General features: G+C 72.2%; 8 protein-coding genes. 4 read left to right on the forward strand and 4 right to left on the reverse strand.

Going from position 1 to position 13,839, the window contains the following annotated elements; translation table 11 throughout:
* Positions 1-3 precede the first annotated feature (3 nt).
* Positions 4-648, reverse strand: coding sequence for a hypothetical protein (locus YIM_RS49375; RefSeq protein ID WP_228004085.1), 645 nt, complete (start codon positions 646-648; stop codon positions 4-6).
* 194 nt (positions 649-842) lie between these two features.
* Between YIM_RS49375 and eccCa the strand changes: the two genes are divergently transcribed.
* From eccCa to YIM_RS29550, 3 genes are read left to right on the forward strand one after another with little or no spacing between them, the layout of a single operon-like run.
* Positions 843-4,826, forward strand: coding sequence for a type VII secretion protein EccCa (gene eccCa, locus YIM_RS29540; RefSeq protein ID WP_153033449.1), 3,984 nt, complete (start codon positions 843-845; stop codon positions 4,824-4,826).
* Positions 4,819-5,136, forward strand: a complete 318-nt coding sequence (locus YIM_RS29545; RefSeq protein WP_153033450.1) for a hypothetical protein — start codon at positions 4,819-4,821, stop codon at positions 5,134-5,136. Before eccCa ends, YIM_RS29545 begins: the two co-directional genes overlap by 8 nt.
* A gap of 3 nt (positions 5,137-5,139) precedes the next feature.
* Entirely contained in the window at positions 5,140-6,372 is a 1,233-nt protein-coding gene (locus YIM_RS29550; protein ID WP_153033451.1) for a WXG100 family type VII secretion target, read from the forward strand.
* Between the two features lie 217 nt (positions 6,373-6,589).
* On the opposite strand, the gene YIM_RS29555 is transcribed toward YIM_RS29550, so the two are convergent.
* Genes YIM_RS29555 through YIM_RS29565 form a run of 3 tightly spaced genes read right to left on the reverse strand, consistent with a single transcriptional unit; the run spans position 6,590 to position 11,831 of the window.
* Positions 6,590-8,710, reverse strand: coding sequence for a transglutaminase domain-containing protein (locus YIM_RS29555; protein ID WP_194239790.1), 2,121 nt, complete (start codon positions 8,708-8,710; stop codon positions 6,590-6,592).
* Positions 8,707-9,843 carry a DUF58 domain-containing protein gene (locus YIM_RS29560; protein WP_153033453.1) on the reverse strand — a complete coding sequence of 379 codons (1,137 nt, stop codon included), beginning with the start codon at positions 9,841-9,843 and terminating at the stop codon, positions 8,707-8,709. The genes YIM_RS29555 and YIM_RS29560 overlap by 4 nt, the downstream gene beginning before the upstream one ends.
* 17 nt (positions 9,844-9,860) lie before the next feature.
* A complete protein-coding gene (locus YIM_RS29565; protein ID WP_153033454.1) occupies positions 9,861-11,831 on the reverse strand; it encodes a fibronectin type III domain-containing protein in 1,971 nt (656 codons plus the stop codon).
* Positions 11,832-12,149: 318 nt separating this feature from the next.
* On the opposite strand from YIM_RS29565, the gene YIM_RS29570 reads away from it, so the two are divergent.
* Positions 12,150-13,838 carry a BTAD domain-containing putative transcriptional regulator gene (locus tag YIM_RS29570; RefSeq protein WP_153033455.1) on the forward strand — a complete coding sequence of 563 codons (1,689 nt, stop codon included), beginning with the start codon at positions 12,150-12,152 and terminating at the stop codon, positions 13,836-13,838.
* The last annotated feature ends 1 nt before the right edge of the window (position 13,839 follow it).

Raw genomic sequence — 13,839 nt, forward strand, 5'->3', positions numbered from 1 at the left:
AGGTCACACAGCCCGGAGCACTCCGGAGAACGCGTAGGTGGCGCCGGAAGAGGCGCCGCCACCGCTACCGGAATCGCCGCCGCCGCCATCACCCCCGCCGCCGGAATCGCCGGAATCGCCGTCACCGCCGTCACCGCTGCCGGAATCGCCACCGCCGGAATCACCTCCGCCGGAATCACCGCCACCGATGTCGCCGAGACCGCCACCGAGGTCACCCCCGAGTGCGTCACCGAACCCGCCACCGAAGCCACCGCCGAACCCGCCGCCGAACCCGCCGCCGCCGCCGAAGCCCGCTCCACCGCCGCCACCGAAGCCGCCGCCGAAGCCCGCTCCGCCGCCGTCCTGGGCGCCGTGGAAGCACTGGGTACCCTGCTCGTCGGCGCCGATGTAGTCGTTCATGGCGAACTGGGTGTCGCCACCCAGCTTCTCCAGTTTCTGGCACAGGTTCCGAATGGCCATGTCCCATTTCTTGTGCGCCACGAGCAGCGCCTGGGACTGGTTCATGTTCCACTGCGCGGGGATGACGCTGTTCACTTCACCCTCGAGCTTGCCGCGGTGACCTTCGATCTCCTGCACGACCACCGCGGCCATCTGGACTACTCTCGCGAGCGTGTCCGTGTTGGCGTCCATCAAACCGCTACCGGTCATCGGAGCCTCCTTTCCTGTTTGCGGCTCACGCCGTCTTCCCCGCTTGCCATCGGTGCCGGCAGTGACAGGGCACTTTCGACGCTAGTTCGGGCGGCACGGCCCGCTGGGGCACGCGGCACGTTCCTGCCAACGGCCGCACAGCGGCGCGGACCGGGGTGAGAATCGTCGGAGTCCGGCCACGAGGAGGGAGCGCGATGGCGACGGTCGTGGTGCGCAGGCCGGTCCGCCGGCCCGCCCCGGAACAACCCTCCGGTGAACTCATCCTCGACGCGCCGCCGGAGATTCCGCAGCCGGGCGGGCGGCAGTGGACGCAGGTGCTCATGGTGATTCCGATGATCGCCATGATGGCCGCGATGATGCTGCTGTTCTCCGGCAGTTTCGGGGCGGGCAACGGCGTCCTGCGGCTGGTCGTGATGGGCCTGTTCGGCGTCGGCATGCTGGGCATGGTCGGTGTCGCGCTGCTCAATTCCGGTGGGCCGAGCAAACGGGAAATGGGCCAGGAACGGCGTGGTTACCTCCGCCACCTCGGTCAGCAGCGGCTGCGGCTGACCCGCTCCATCCACAAGCAGCGCGACGCCATGGTCTACCTGCACCCGGAACCGGCCGCGCTGCTTTCCCTCGTCGCGAGCTACCGGCTGTGGGAGCGTCGCCCGATGGACGCCGACTTCGGGGTCGCCCGCATCGGCACCGGCGAGCAGCGGCCCGCGATGACCCTCGTCCCGCCAGAGGCCAAGCCGCTGGAACAACTGGAACCGTTGTCCGCACTCGCGTTGCGCCGGTTCCTCACCACCTACACCGCCATTCCCGGGCTGCCGCTCGCCATGGCCGTCAACGGGTTCAGCCGGATCTACGTCCGCGGCGACCGGTCCCGCTCGACCGCGCTGGTGCGCGCGATGCTCACCCAGCTCGCCTCGCTTCAGTCACCGGACGACCTGCGGATCGCGGCCTGCACCTCGGCATCCGCGCAGGCGGACTGGGAATGGCTCAAGTGGCTGCCGCACGCACAGCACCCCGAACGGGCCGACGCCGTGGGACCACTGCGGCTCGTGGCGGGCTCCATCGTGTCGATCGAGGCGATGATCGACGACCTGCTCGGCGAGCGTCCCCGGTTCGACCTCGCGGTGGACAGCAGGGTGGCCATGCCGCACGTGGTCGTGGTGCTGGACGGCGGATCGACCGCGGGCTCGGACACGCTGATGGCCGAGGGCGGACTCGAAGGCGTCACGGTCATCGACCTGCGCAACGCGCCGCCGCGCGCGCTCGACCCGGCGACCATCGTGCTGCACGTGGACCCGGAAGGCTCGCTGGCCAGCCAGACCCTGGACGGCACGGTCGAACTCGGCCGGGCGGACGCGCTGGACGTTCCCGCCGCCGAGGGCATCGCCCGGCAGCTCGCGCCGCTGCGGGCCAGCGCGGGCGGGCGCGGCGAGCAACCGTTGAGCACCGACCTCGACCTGGCCGAGCTGCTGGAGATCGGCGACCCGTACACCTTCGACCCCGGCGAGACCTGGGTGCAGCGGCCGACGCGGGACCGGCTGCGGGTCCGGTTCGGCATTCGCACCGACGGCACGCCGGTGGAGCTGGACCTCAAGGAGTCGGCGCAGGACGGGATGGGGCCGCACGGCCTGCTCATCGGCGCCACCGGTTCCGGCAAGAGCGAACTGCTGCGCACGATCGTGCTGGCGCTGGCGGTGGCCCACCCGCCGAACTCGCTGAACTTCGCGCTCGTCGACTTCAAGGGCGGCGCCACCTTCGCCACCTTGGACAAGCTGCCGCACACCAGCGCGGTGATCACCAACCTCGCCGACGAACTGCCACTCGTTGACCGGATGACCGACGCGATCACCGGCGAGTTGCTGCGCAGGCAGGAACTGCTGCGGGCGGCGGGCAATTTCACGTCGCTGCGCGACTACGAGCGCGCCCGCGCCACCGGTGCCCCGCTGCCGGAAGTGCCGACGCTGCTGGTGATCTGTGACGAGTTCAGCGAGCTTCTCTCGGCCAAGCCCGACTTCATCGACATGTTCGTGCAGATCGGCCGGGTCGGCCGTGCGCTCGGTGTGCACCTGCTGCTCGCGAGCCAGCGGCTCGAGGAAGGAAGGCTGCGGGGCCTGGAGACCCATCTGTCGTACCGCATCGGGCTGCGCACGTTTTCGGATCTGGAGAGCAGGACGGTGCTCGGCGTCGGTGACGCGTTCAAGCTTCCTCGCGCGCCGGGCCACGGATTCCTCAAGACGGACGACAAGTCCATGGTGCGGTTCCGCTCGGCCTACGTCTCCGGCACGCATCACGCGCGGGAGACGGGCCCGCTGGACTCCGGGGACGACGGCGAGCTGGAGTTGCTGGACTACTCGACGCGCTACCTGGCGCCCGCGCTCGACCCCGCGGAAACCGAGCAGGTGCCGGACGAGGAGGCGGTGGGCGAGAGCCTGCTGGACATCATCGTCGAGCGGATGCGCGGCCGGGGCGCGCCCGCCCACCAGGTGTGGCTGCCACCGCTGGACTCCTCCCCCACGCTGGACTCGTTGCTGCCGAATCTCGTCGCCGGCGAAGAGCGGGGTTTCGGCAGCACGCACGAGCGGCTGGCCGGTGCGTTGCGGGCCGTCGTCGGGATCCTGGACCGGCCGCTGGACCAGCGGCGCGACCCGCTGGTGCTGAACCTGTCCGGCTCGGCGGGACACGTGCTGGTGATCGGCGGGCCGCAGTCCGGCAAGAGCACCGCGCTGCGCTCGATCGTCACCAGCCTCGCGCTCACCCACACGCCGCGTGAGGCGCAGTTCTACTGCCTCGACTTCGGCGGCGGCGCACTGGGCTCGATCCGCGGCCTTCCGCACGTCGGCGTGGTCGCGGGCAGGCAGAACCCGGGCGCGGTGCGGCGCACCATCGCCGAGGTGCGCACGCTGATCGCCCAGCGGGAACGGGTTTTCGCCGCGCGGGAGATCGACGGCATGCCCGCTTACCGGCGGCTGGTGCGTGAAGGCGGCGATACCGACGGAGATCCGTGGGGCGACGTGTTCCTCGTCATCGACGGCTGGGCCACGCTGCGGAGCGAGTTCGACGACCTGGAGGCGGTGGTGGCCGACATCGCCGCGCGCGGCCTTTCCTACGGCGTGCACGTGGTGGTGTCCGCGGCGCGCATGTTCGACCTGCGGATGAACATCAGGGACCTGTTCGGCAGCAAGCTGGAACTGCGGATCGGCGACCCGGTGGACAGCATGGTGGACCGGGCGTCGGCGATCAAGGTGCCCGAGGGCGCGCCGGGCCGTGGCGTGACGATGAGCAAGCACCAGCTGCTGGTCGCGCTGCCCAGGATCGACGGCGTCGAGGACCCGGCCGGGCTCGCCGACGGGGTGCGCGACCTGGTGGACACCGTGGCCGCGGCCTGGCCGGGCCCGCCCGCGCCCGCCGTGCGGCTGCTGCCGGGACAGCTGCCCTACGCGAAGCTGTCCCGCGCCCACGACGCCACCACGCACAAGCTGGCCGTCGGCATCGCGGAGGACGACTTCGGCGCGGTCCGGCTGGACTTCGGCGCCGACGCGCACCTGGTGCTGCTCGGTGACACCGAATCCGGCAAGACCACGTTCCTGCGAACCGTGGCCAGGGCCATCACGGACAGCTACGAGCCGAGGGGGGCAAGGGTGATCATCGTCGACCATCGGCGCGGCCTGCTCGGCGACATCACCTCGGAGCACCTCATCGGCTACGGCACCGACCGGGAGTCGACCACCCGGCTGATGATGATGGTGGCGGAGGAGATGACGGCGCGGCTGCCCGGGCCGGACATCACCCCGGACCAGCTGCGCGACCGCAGCTGGTGGCAGGGGCCGGAGCTGTACATCCTGATCGACGACTACGACCTCGTGGTCAGCCAGCTGGACAACCCGTTCCTGCCGTTGCTGGACTTCCTGCCGCAAGGTCGCGACATCGGCATGCACGTGGTGCTCGCCCGCCGCACCGGAGGCGCGAGCAGGGCGTTGTTCGAACCGTTCATCTCGCGGCTGCGCGATGTCGGCTCACCCGGCCTTTTGCTGTCCGGGGACAAGGAAGAAGGCCCGCTCCTCGGCGGGTTGAAACCGGAACTGCTGCCGCCCGGCCGGGCGTGGCTGGTCGGCCGGCGGCACGCCGCGCGACTGGTCCAGCTCGGCTGGCTGGCGAAGGACGACGGGAGTGACCATGGATGAGGCGCGCCACGAGATGCACGGCGATCCGGAGGCGATGCGAAGCTTCGCCGAGCGGGTCGCCTGGCCCGATGCGGTGGCCGACGTCGCGGTTCCGCCCGCGGCCACCCCCTGCCCGGCCGGAATGCTGGCGTGCGCGGGTTTCACCGCCGCCGACCTGGCCGCGACGCTGTCGCTCGGCCAGTTCCTCGACGAGACCAGGGACGACATCGCGACGCTGAAGGCCGCGGCCGCGGTGGCCGCCGCCGACTACGACGCCACCGACGAGGCGGGCGCGCGAGCGGTGCTCGGCTACGTCATCGCGCAGGACTGAGCGATGGACTACGCCCGCCTGCCTTCGATGGTCCAGTTCGCGCTCGTCGACGTGGAGGCCCACGCGCACCTGGCCAGGGTCGAGCAGGCCAGCCGGATGTGGCGCACCGTCGCGGCGGAACTGGGGGAACTCGCCGACTCGCTGCGGCGTGAACTGGACAACCTGAAGCCGAGCTGGAACGACTCGACCGGCACCGAGTTCGCCCGCCAGGTGAACCTTCGCCTGGCCGCGATCGACGAGGCGCTCGGCCGGGTGAACCGGCACCAGCCGTGGCTGGCGCTGGATGAGCTGGCCAGGCAGTTGCTGCTGACCAGGACGAGGCTCACCGGCGCGGTGGAGTGGCCTGCCGAAGACGGCAACCACGAGACGGCCGCCCACCTCGGCGAACTGGACCGCTACTTCCTCGCGGCCGCGGAGGCGGTGCTCGGCGCGGCCGGTGCCGAAGCGGCTACCGGCCAGCTGTCGGCGGACTGCTGCCCCGCCGAGCCGAACGGTACGGCCGCGCAGCTCGCGAGTGCGCCCGCTCCGGGACCCGGCGTCGTGCCGGATCTGCTTGGTTCGACGCTGCCGCCGGGCAGTCTGTCGATCCCCGGGCTCATCGCCGTGCCACCGGGCAGCCCGGGGGCCGGTGGGCGTCGCCCGGCCGGCGGCGGCAAAAAAGGTTCGCCGCTGGACGGCTCACGCCCGTCGGACGGTTCCCGGCCGGGCGGTTTCACCGCGAGCGGGGCCGACGGATCGGTACCGGGTTCGGCCGGGTCCGACGGGCCGCGCCGGATCGAGCGGGTCGCCGATCCGGTGCCGCTCACCGCCTCCCGTGCCACGCCCGAGGCACCGCAGCCGCCCGGGTCGCCGGGCGCGGCCGAACCGGGATCGGCGCGGGGGCAGGGGCGGATGATTCCGCCCATGATGATGATGCCGCCGATGATGGCGGGTGCGGCCCGCAACCGCCGGAACCGCCAGGCGCGGTCACTGGAAGACGGCGAGCGCCGCACCCGGACCCCGCCGGTGACGCCGGGGGTGCCGCCGCGGCTGCGCGGGCGTTCGGCGCTGGCCGACCCGGCGGGCAGCGGCTACCGGCCGGTGGCCATGTCGGACACGGCCAAGGCAGACACCACGCCCAAGGAGGCGCTCGACCACGAGGTGTGGCAGGTCGCCAATCCCGGCGCGGCCACCCCGTTGAAGCCGGAGCCGGTGGAGCAGGAACAGCCGAGACGGATCCGCCGCCCGAGAGCGTGACGAGCTGGTGAGGGGTTCGAGAAACCCTTGTGGGCCAAGGCTTAGTGGTCACGATCGGAAGCCCCGCGCCAAACCGCCACCCGGCTAAACAAACCCGCGCACCTACCCACCCAGCCCTCCCCATCCCCGATCGAATGCTCACCCCGCGGACTGCTCTGGTAAGCGCGTGCAGGTTGACCGCCTGGAAGTCCGTCGTGGACTTTCCGATCGTGACCACTCAGCGCAGGCTCCGTAGCGGCTTGGGGTTCAGTGCGGCGCGCAGCCTGGCCAGCGGCCCGCGCCGGGCGAGTCCCCGGCGGACCGCGCCGACGGCGGTCCACGCGTGCCTGCCGGCGTCCGGACCGGGGTCGGCGCCCGACCACAGGGCGAATTCCACGGTCGCGCCGAGCGATCGCAGGCCGTCCACCGCGGCGCCGTCGGTCGCCGCGACCGCCGCGGTGAGGTCGCGCACCGTCATTCCCGTGGACACCGGCACCCGGTACGCCCGCAGCCGGTCGCGTACCTCCTCCCAGGCGCCGATCACCGCGCCCGCGCCGGGCCTGCGCCGGCGCCGCCGCGCCCGTGCCGCTTTCGCCAGTGGCACCCCGAAACCCCACAGCAGCGCGGCGAGCACCGGCACCGCGAGCAGGATTTCGACCGGGAACGACCAGCCCGCCCAGAAACCGGGGCCGGTCGCCGCCGGCGCCTCGGGCAGCGGAGGGTCGCGCAGTTGCTCCGGCGGCGGCAGGCCGGCGCGCGCCTCGGCGGTGGCCGCGACCAATCCACTCCCCTGGCTCTGGTCCGTCGTCGCGGTCGTGCCGCTCGGGTCGAGCGGTACCCAGCCCACCCCTTGCACGGCCACCTCCGGCCAGGCGAGCGCGTTGCCGTTGCGCACTGTGTACGGCCGGCCGGGTATCCGGTCGGCAGGCGCGCGGAACCCGACGACGAGCCGGGCCGGAATGCCCTTGATCCTGGCCAGCGCGACGTACGCGGCGGCGAACTGCTCGCTCGTGCCGCGTTTTGTTTCCAGCAGGAACTTCTTCAGCTGTGGCCACGAGTTCCCGGTGGGCAGGTTCGGGCCATCAGCCAGCCGGTAGTTCTCACGCAGGTACTTTTCCAGTGCCAGCGCGGCCTGGAACGTCGGCCGGGTGGGCACGGCCACGCCGGCCAGCCCGGCGATCCCCGGCGGCACCTGCCCGACCCCGCCCAGCTCGCCGGCGAGCGAACGGTCCACCGCCGCGTCGCCGAGTGCGTTCGGGTCGGCCTGCGGCTCCCACCAGCTGAGGGTGTAACCCACCGGCCCCGGCGCTCGGGTGAACAGCGATCCCTGCCGCTCCTCCACCAGCGGTTCGAGGCCGTCGACACCCGCGGGCAGGGGCTGGCTCGGCAGCCACGGTCCGTCGAGCCGGACGGCGCCGATCTCGGCGGTGCGCCGCTCGACCGCGACCGTGATCTCCTTGCCCGGCCGCAGATCCGCGCCGAGCTTGCGGTACCGGCCGCCCGGCGTCCAGCCGGCGCCGTCGAACTCGTGCAGTACCACCACCGGCCACCGGTCGACCCCGGCTCCACCGTCCACAGTGAACACCGGGAGATCCGGGTGGGCCAGCCGATCGGCGAGTTCGTCCAGCGGGCTGGTGATCCGGCTTTCGGCGAGCGGCGCGAACTGGTCGTCCCGGAGCGTGTACCTGGATTCGGCCGCGGGCAGCAGCGTGCCGCCGGCGAGCGCGCCGATCACGGCGAGGGTCACCGTGGGCGTGGCGAGCAGCAGTGTGGAGATCCGGCGGCCGTGGTCGATCCGCTCAGCCCTGGTGGCGATCAGCAGCGCCCCGGCCGCCGCGGCGCAGGCGAGCGCCCCGATGGTCGCACCGAGGCCGGTGCTCGCGCCGAAGAACTGGCTGAGCACCACCACCGCGAAGCTCGGCGCCAGCGCCACCAGCGCTCCCCACCGGTGCAGCAGCTCGATTCCGAGTACGCCGGCGACCAGCGCCAGCAACGGCACGAACAGCATGAGCGCCGGGTCGGGCTGAGCGGGCCACGTCGACTGCAACGCCAGCCGCCAGGAGTCCGTCGCACCGTCGGCCAGCGCGCGGATCGTCGCGCCGGTCGGGAAACCCACTGCCGTGGTCGGCCACAGCATTGTCTCCACAATGGACAGGAGTCCGGTCAGCAGTGTCAGCACCGGCCGCCACGGCAGCAGCGTTTCACGCCGGGAACCGAGCAAGGCGACCGCGAACACCGCCGCCGCGGGAACGACAAGTGGCAGCACCAGTGGCCATCCCCCGAACACGGGCGCGAACAGCAGGCCCGCCACCACGGCGGCCAGCAGCACGCACGCCACCGGCAGTGCCTTCGGCCTCATCCGAGCACCTCGTTCCATCGGCGCACGGCGTGCTCGGCATCCTCGGCGCCGAGCAGCCTCGCCCCCGTCACCGTCTGCGCCGCGCCCGCCGCCCCCAGCACGAACACGAAGATCGGCGAGTAGCGGCTGCGCAGCCAGGCCAGCGAAGACATCTCGGCACCTGGCGACGTGATCACCGTCAAGCAGCCGCCGAACCCGCGGCTCGTTCCCAGCACCGCGGGCACCACCGCGTCGTCGTTGCCGCCCTGGTCCAGAAGGCACAGCTCGTCGAGCAACTGACGGGCGGCCTGCGGACCGCCGGCGGTGGGCACGTCGAGCCCGGACGACGTGACCAGCCTGCTGTGCCGTCCGGCCAGTGCCGACGCGCCGAGCAGCGAAGCCGCGAGGTCGATGGCTTCTTCGAAACCCTGTGACGGCAGGGAATCCGGTCTGGTGTCCAGCAGCACCGTGAACCGCGGTTGCCGCGGGTCGGCCAGGTCTCGCACCATCAACCGGCCGGTGCGGGCGGTCGCTTTCCAGTGCAGGTGCCGAATTTCGTCGCCGTGCACGTACTCGCGAACGTCACGCAGGTCCATCGAACCGCGCAACAGTTCGTCGGTGGCCGCGCCTTCGTGGTGGTGCCGGGCGTATCCGCCGACCAGCGCCCTGGCCGGAAACTGTTTCGGGTACACCCACAACGTGGCGGTCTCGCCGGTCGGCAGCCGGTTGCGCGCCAGCCCGAACGGGTCGGCCCGGTGCAGCAACAGCGGCCCCACCGTCATCCGGCCACGAGCCCTGGTCGCCAGCTCGTAGTGGTAGGTCGCCCCGGTCGACGGCGGCAGGGGGCGGATCCGCACGGTCTGCGCCTCGCCGCCCGCCCTGTCCGTGGCCAGCACCCCGGGCTGCCGGGCGGTGGTGGGATTGCGCACCCGCAGCCGCGCCAGCGCCGAACTGCCGCGCTGCACCCGGTCCGGGTACACCGACCGGGTCACCACCACCCGCACCCGGCGCGCCGTCACCGCGACGGCGGCCAGCACCGCGGCGAGCAGGATCCCGCCCAGCGCGCGGAGCAACGGGTAGCCCGCCCACTGTCCAAACGCGACCAACAGCAGGCCGAGCACGAGCACCGCGATGCCGCGCCGGGTGGGCCGCACGGCTCCCTGCCCGCTCATCAACCCGGCCAGGTGTAGTGCTTGGAGGTGGTACCGGTCTCTTCGATCACGACCCACACCTCATAGCCGGGCTCGCCGAAGTCGATGTTCTGGAAGTCCACTTCTCCGTTCTCGTCGGTGGTCCAGCTCGAGCCCGGGTTCTCCCAGGTCGGATGGTTCGAGAACGGGTTGAACTCGTACTCGGTGTCCGGTTCGAGGCCGGTCGCCCGGATGCGCATCTTGTGGCAGGGCGGCCCGCAACCGTCGTACTCGCTCGGCTTTCCGCGGGTCACCGTGACCGTCGGGCCGGGAATGGCCACCTTGGTGCTGGCCGAGGCGCCTTGGCCGGCGCTGTTCTCGGCGACGATCGTCACGGTGTAGCTGGTGCCGGGTTTCAACCCGGACAGGGTCGCCGAGCGGGCGCTGCCGGGCTTGGTCAGGCTGCCCGCGCCGGCGGCGGGTTTCCAGGACACGTGGTAAGCGGTCACCTCACCGCCGTTGGGCGCGGCGGCGCCCCAGGTGAACTGGACGGAGGTGCCGTCGACCGCGGTGGTGAGATTGGTGGCGACACCGGGCGGGCTCGCCGGAAGCGGCTTCGGCGGCTTCGGTTGCGGTTGCGGCTCAGGCTTCGGCTGCGGTTCGGGCTTCGGCTGCGGTTGGGGCTGAGGCTGGGGTTGAGGCTGCGGCTTCGGCTCCGGTTGAGGCTGGGGCTTCGGCTGTGGCTGGGGTTGGGGTTGAGGTTTGGGGTCGGGCTTCGGCTGGGGTTGTGCCTGCGCCGGCGGAGCCTGCTTCTGCTGCTGGGGAGGCGGCCCGGCCTGCGGTTCGTTCGGCGCGGGCGGCGGCTGCGGGCCCTTGTCCGGCTGCGGCTCGGGCGGCGGTGCCTGCGGATCACCGGTATCGCCCGGTTTCTTCTCGTCGACGAGCGGTACCTGGCTCACCGCGCCGTGCTCGTCGACCACCATGACGTGCCCGCCCTTGTCCCCGTCGACGTACACCCGCCCGTCCCCACCCCGGCTCAACCTCGGCTCACCGGTTTCCGGCGGCACCGGGGTGATCGCCTGCGGCTTGCCGTCGCTGGTGTAGGTGTGGACCGCGTCGGTCCGCTTGTCGAGCAGCACGACCGAAGAACCGCTCGCTTCCGGGCTGGTGAACTCGCCTTCGGGCAACGGCACGGTCACCGTGCCCGCGGCCGGCGTGCCGGTGGCGAGACCGGCCGTGTCGATCAGGTGCAGTTGCCGCGCGCCCGGATCGACAACCGCGACGCGCCCCGCCGCGTCCGCGTTGGCGATCGTGGCGGTGTGCGGCAGGTCCACGCCGATGTTCACCGGGGTGCCGAGACCCTGCTCGGTCACCGTCTGCACGGTGTCGGCGGTCTTGTCCACGAACGCCACCGAGCTGCCCGCCACGGTCAGCTCGCCGCTGTGGCCCATCGGCGTCACCGTCGGACACGACACCTGATCGGCATCCACGGGCAGATGGCACACCACGCCCGTGGCCATCCGGTGCAGCCAGAGCGAGCCCTCCGGCGTGGCCACCGGGTCGCCGAGGTCGGTGCCCGCGCGGATCGTGGCAGGCCGCTCGCCGAGCCGCACCACCGTGCCCGCCTCGCGGAAAACGAGGTAGGGCCCGCCCGGTGCCTCGACGCCGACCGCCGGCTCGCCGGTCGGGGCGGGCACCTCGTTCTCCACCTCGAGGCTGGACTTGCCGAATTCCCTGATCCGCGAGTCGCCGACGACGAACACGCTGGACTCGCCTTGGTAGACCCGGTCGCCGGGATCCAGCGGCAAGCCCGCCTGTGTGTCCACCGTCGCGCTCGCCCCGTTGACATGGAACAGAAGATCCAGTCCCGGGTTGCCCACCCAGTGCCCCGACGGCGCGAAATCCAGCCCGCCCAGTGCGTCACTCGCACCGGAGACCGCGACCGCCACCGTTCCCGCGCAGGCGGCCACGAGCAGTGCCGCCGGTAACCGTTGCCGCAGCTTGCTCGTCACGCGGCGAGGGTAGGACACCCTGGTACATAAAAGGTCCAGCTCGTTCGCAGCGCGGATTCACTCGGCGAGCACCTTGCTCGGAGCCGAGTTCACGGTCACCTGCGCACCACCGGCAGGCGTTTCCCGCTGCTCCAGCGCCCTGGCCGCGGATCACCCACAGCACCACGTCCGGTGCCTGGACAACTCCGCCGTCGCGTCGGTCACCGTGACGATGGCGCCGACGTGCTCGCCGAACCGGCCGGTGCCCGGGGATTTCACCCGTCCCCCGCACAAGCGCTGTCATCAAAACCTCATGTTCGGGCCGGGATCGTGGGCGGCATGCTGTTCCACACTTTGGGGCCGCTGGAGGTGCGCGGCCGCGATGGCGAGGTCTACCGGCTCGGCAACAGCAAGGCCGCGACCCTGCTGGCAACGCTGTTGCTGCACCCTAACGCGTGGCTCACCAGTGCCAAGCTGATCGAAGCGACTTGGCAGGATGCGGCCGCGCCCGCCTCTGCGGAGTCGAACCTGAAGACCTATGTGTGGCAGCTGCGCCGCGCGCTGCCGGACGGCGCCGCCAGGATCGAGAGCGCACCCGGCCGCTACCGGCTCCGGCTCGGCCACGGGGAGCTGGACACCCAGTACGTCGCCGAGCGCGCCGCGGCGGCCCGCGCGGCCGCCGCGACAGAAGATTTCGACATCGCGGTCGCCGCGTACGAGGCGGCGCTCGGCTGGTGGCGCGGCGTTGCCTTCGAAGGCCTGCCGATGGGTTGTGCCGCCGAGGAGTTCGCGGAGTTGCGCGGGCAGCTGAGGGAGGAACTCGCCGACGCGCAGCTCTCGCTCGGCCGCACCGGCGATGCCGCGCGCACGCTGCGGGCGCTCACCGAGGAAGACCCACTGCGCGAAACCGCGTGGGCGAGCCTCGTGCGCGCGCTGCACGCGCTGGGCAGGCGAGCTGACGCGGTACGCGCCTACAGCCAGGCGAGCCAGGTCCTCTCCACCGAACTCGGCGTCCGCCCCGGCCGAGCCCTCACCGCGGCGTACCTGGCCGCGCTCGAGCCGGCGCGCCCCCGCCGGGAACTGCCCCGCGACACCCCGTGGTTCACCGGCCGCGCCGCCGACCTGAACACCATCGGGCGCGCGCCCGGCGTGGTGCTCATCGACGGCCAGCCCGGCATCGGCAAGAGCGCGCTCGCCGTGCACGCCGCCCACACCCTCGCCGGCGCGTTCCCGGACGGACAGCTTTTCCTCGACCTGCACGGCAGCACACGGCCGCTGACCGCGTTCGACGCGCTCGGCACGCAGCTGCGGAGCATCGGTGTTCCGGACGCGCTGATGCCCGGCACGGTGGACGAGCGCGCCGCGCTGTGGCGCTGCGAACTGGCTCACCGCCGGGTGCTGCTGGTGCTCGACGACGCCGAAGGCCCCGGCCAGGTCGAACCGCTGCTGCCCGCGGGACGCGCCTGCCGCACGCTGATCACCACCCGCAACCGCGACTGGCACGTCGACGGCGCCGTGCGGATCAGCCTTGGCCCGCTGTCCAGACCTGACGCGGCCGCACTGGTTCGGGCCACCGTGGGCGACCCGCGCGGGAGTACGAGCGAAGCACTCCTCGCGCTCTGCGGCGGAGTCCCGGCCGCGCTGCGGGACGTGATCGCCAAGCTGTCCACTCGTCCGATGGGGGCGCCGGAGACATTGGCGGCCACCCCGTGCCAGGTATTCGACTGTGCCGGCGACGGTTACCGGCACGCACTGGCCACGGCGCTGGCGCCGCTGCCCCCGGCGGGACGTTCGGCGCTGCGTGCGCTCGGCGAACTGCCAGGCGAGTTCGCTTCCGCCGACGCCACACGCGCGCTCGGCGGCACGCCGGACGCCGTGCGGCACACCCTTGAGTCCTTGGTGGACGTCGGCCTGCTCGACGCGCTCCCCGGCGGCCGTTACCGCGGCCACCGGCTCGTGTACCACTACGCGCGCTGCCGGGAGTGCGCTCCGGCATCCGCGACGGCCATGGCCGCGTGGGTGGCATGAG

It is taken from the genome of Amycolatopsis sp. YIM 10, assembly GCF_009429145.1.
GTDB lineage: Bacteria > Actinomycetota > Actinomycetes > Mycobacteriales > Pseudonocardiaceae > Amycolatopsis.

Bases quoted from the DNA above. Each gene is read 5' to 3' on its own strand.
- YIM_RS49375 (WP_228004085.1), bottom strand. From the start codon at position 648: ATGACCGGTAGCGGTTTGATGGACGCCAACACGGACACGCTCGCGAGA.
- eccCa (WP_153033449.1), top strand. From the start codon at position 843: ATGGCGACGGTCGTGGTGCGCAGGCCGGTCCGCCGGCCCGCCCCGGAA.
- YIM_RS29545 (WP_153033450.1), top strand. From the start codon at position 4,819: ATGGATGAGGCGCGCCACGAGATGCACGGCGATCCGGAGGCGATGCGA.
- YIM_RS29550 (WP_153033451.1), top strand. From the start codon at position 5,140: ATGGACTACGCCCGCCTGCCTTCGATGGTCCAGTTCGCGCTCGTCGAC.
- YIM_RS29555 (WP_194239790.1), bottom strand. From the start codon at position 8,710: ATGAGGCCGAAGGCACTGCCGGTGGCGTGCGTGCTGCTGGCCGCCGTG.
- YIM_RS29570 (WP_153033455.1), top strand. From the start codon at position 12,150: ATGCTGTTCCACACTTTGGGGCCGCTGGAGGTGCGCGGCCGCGATGGC.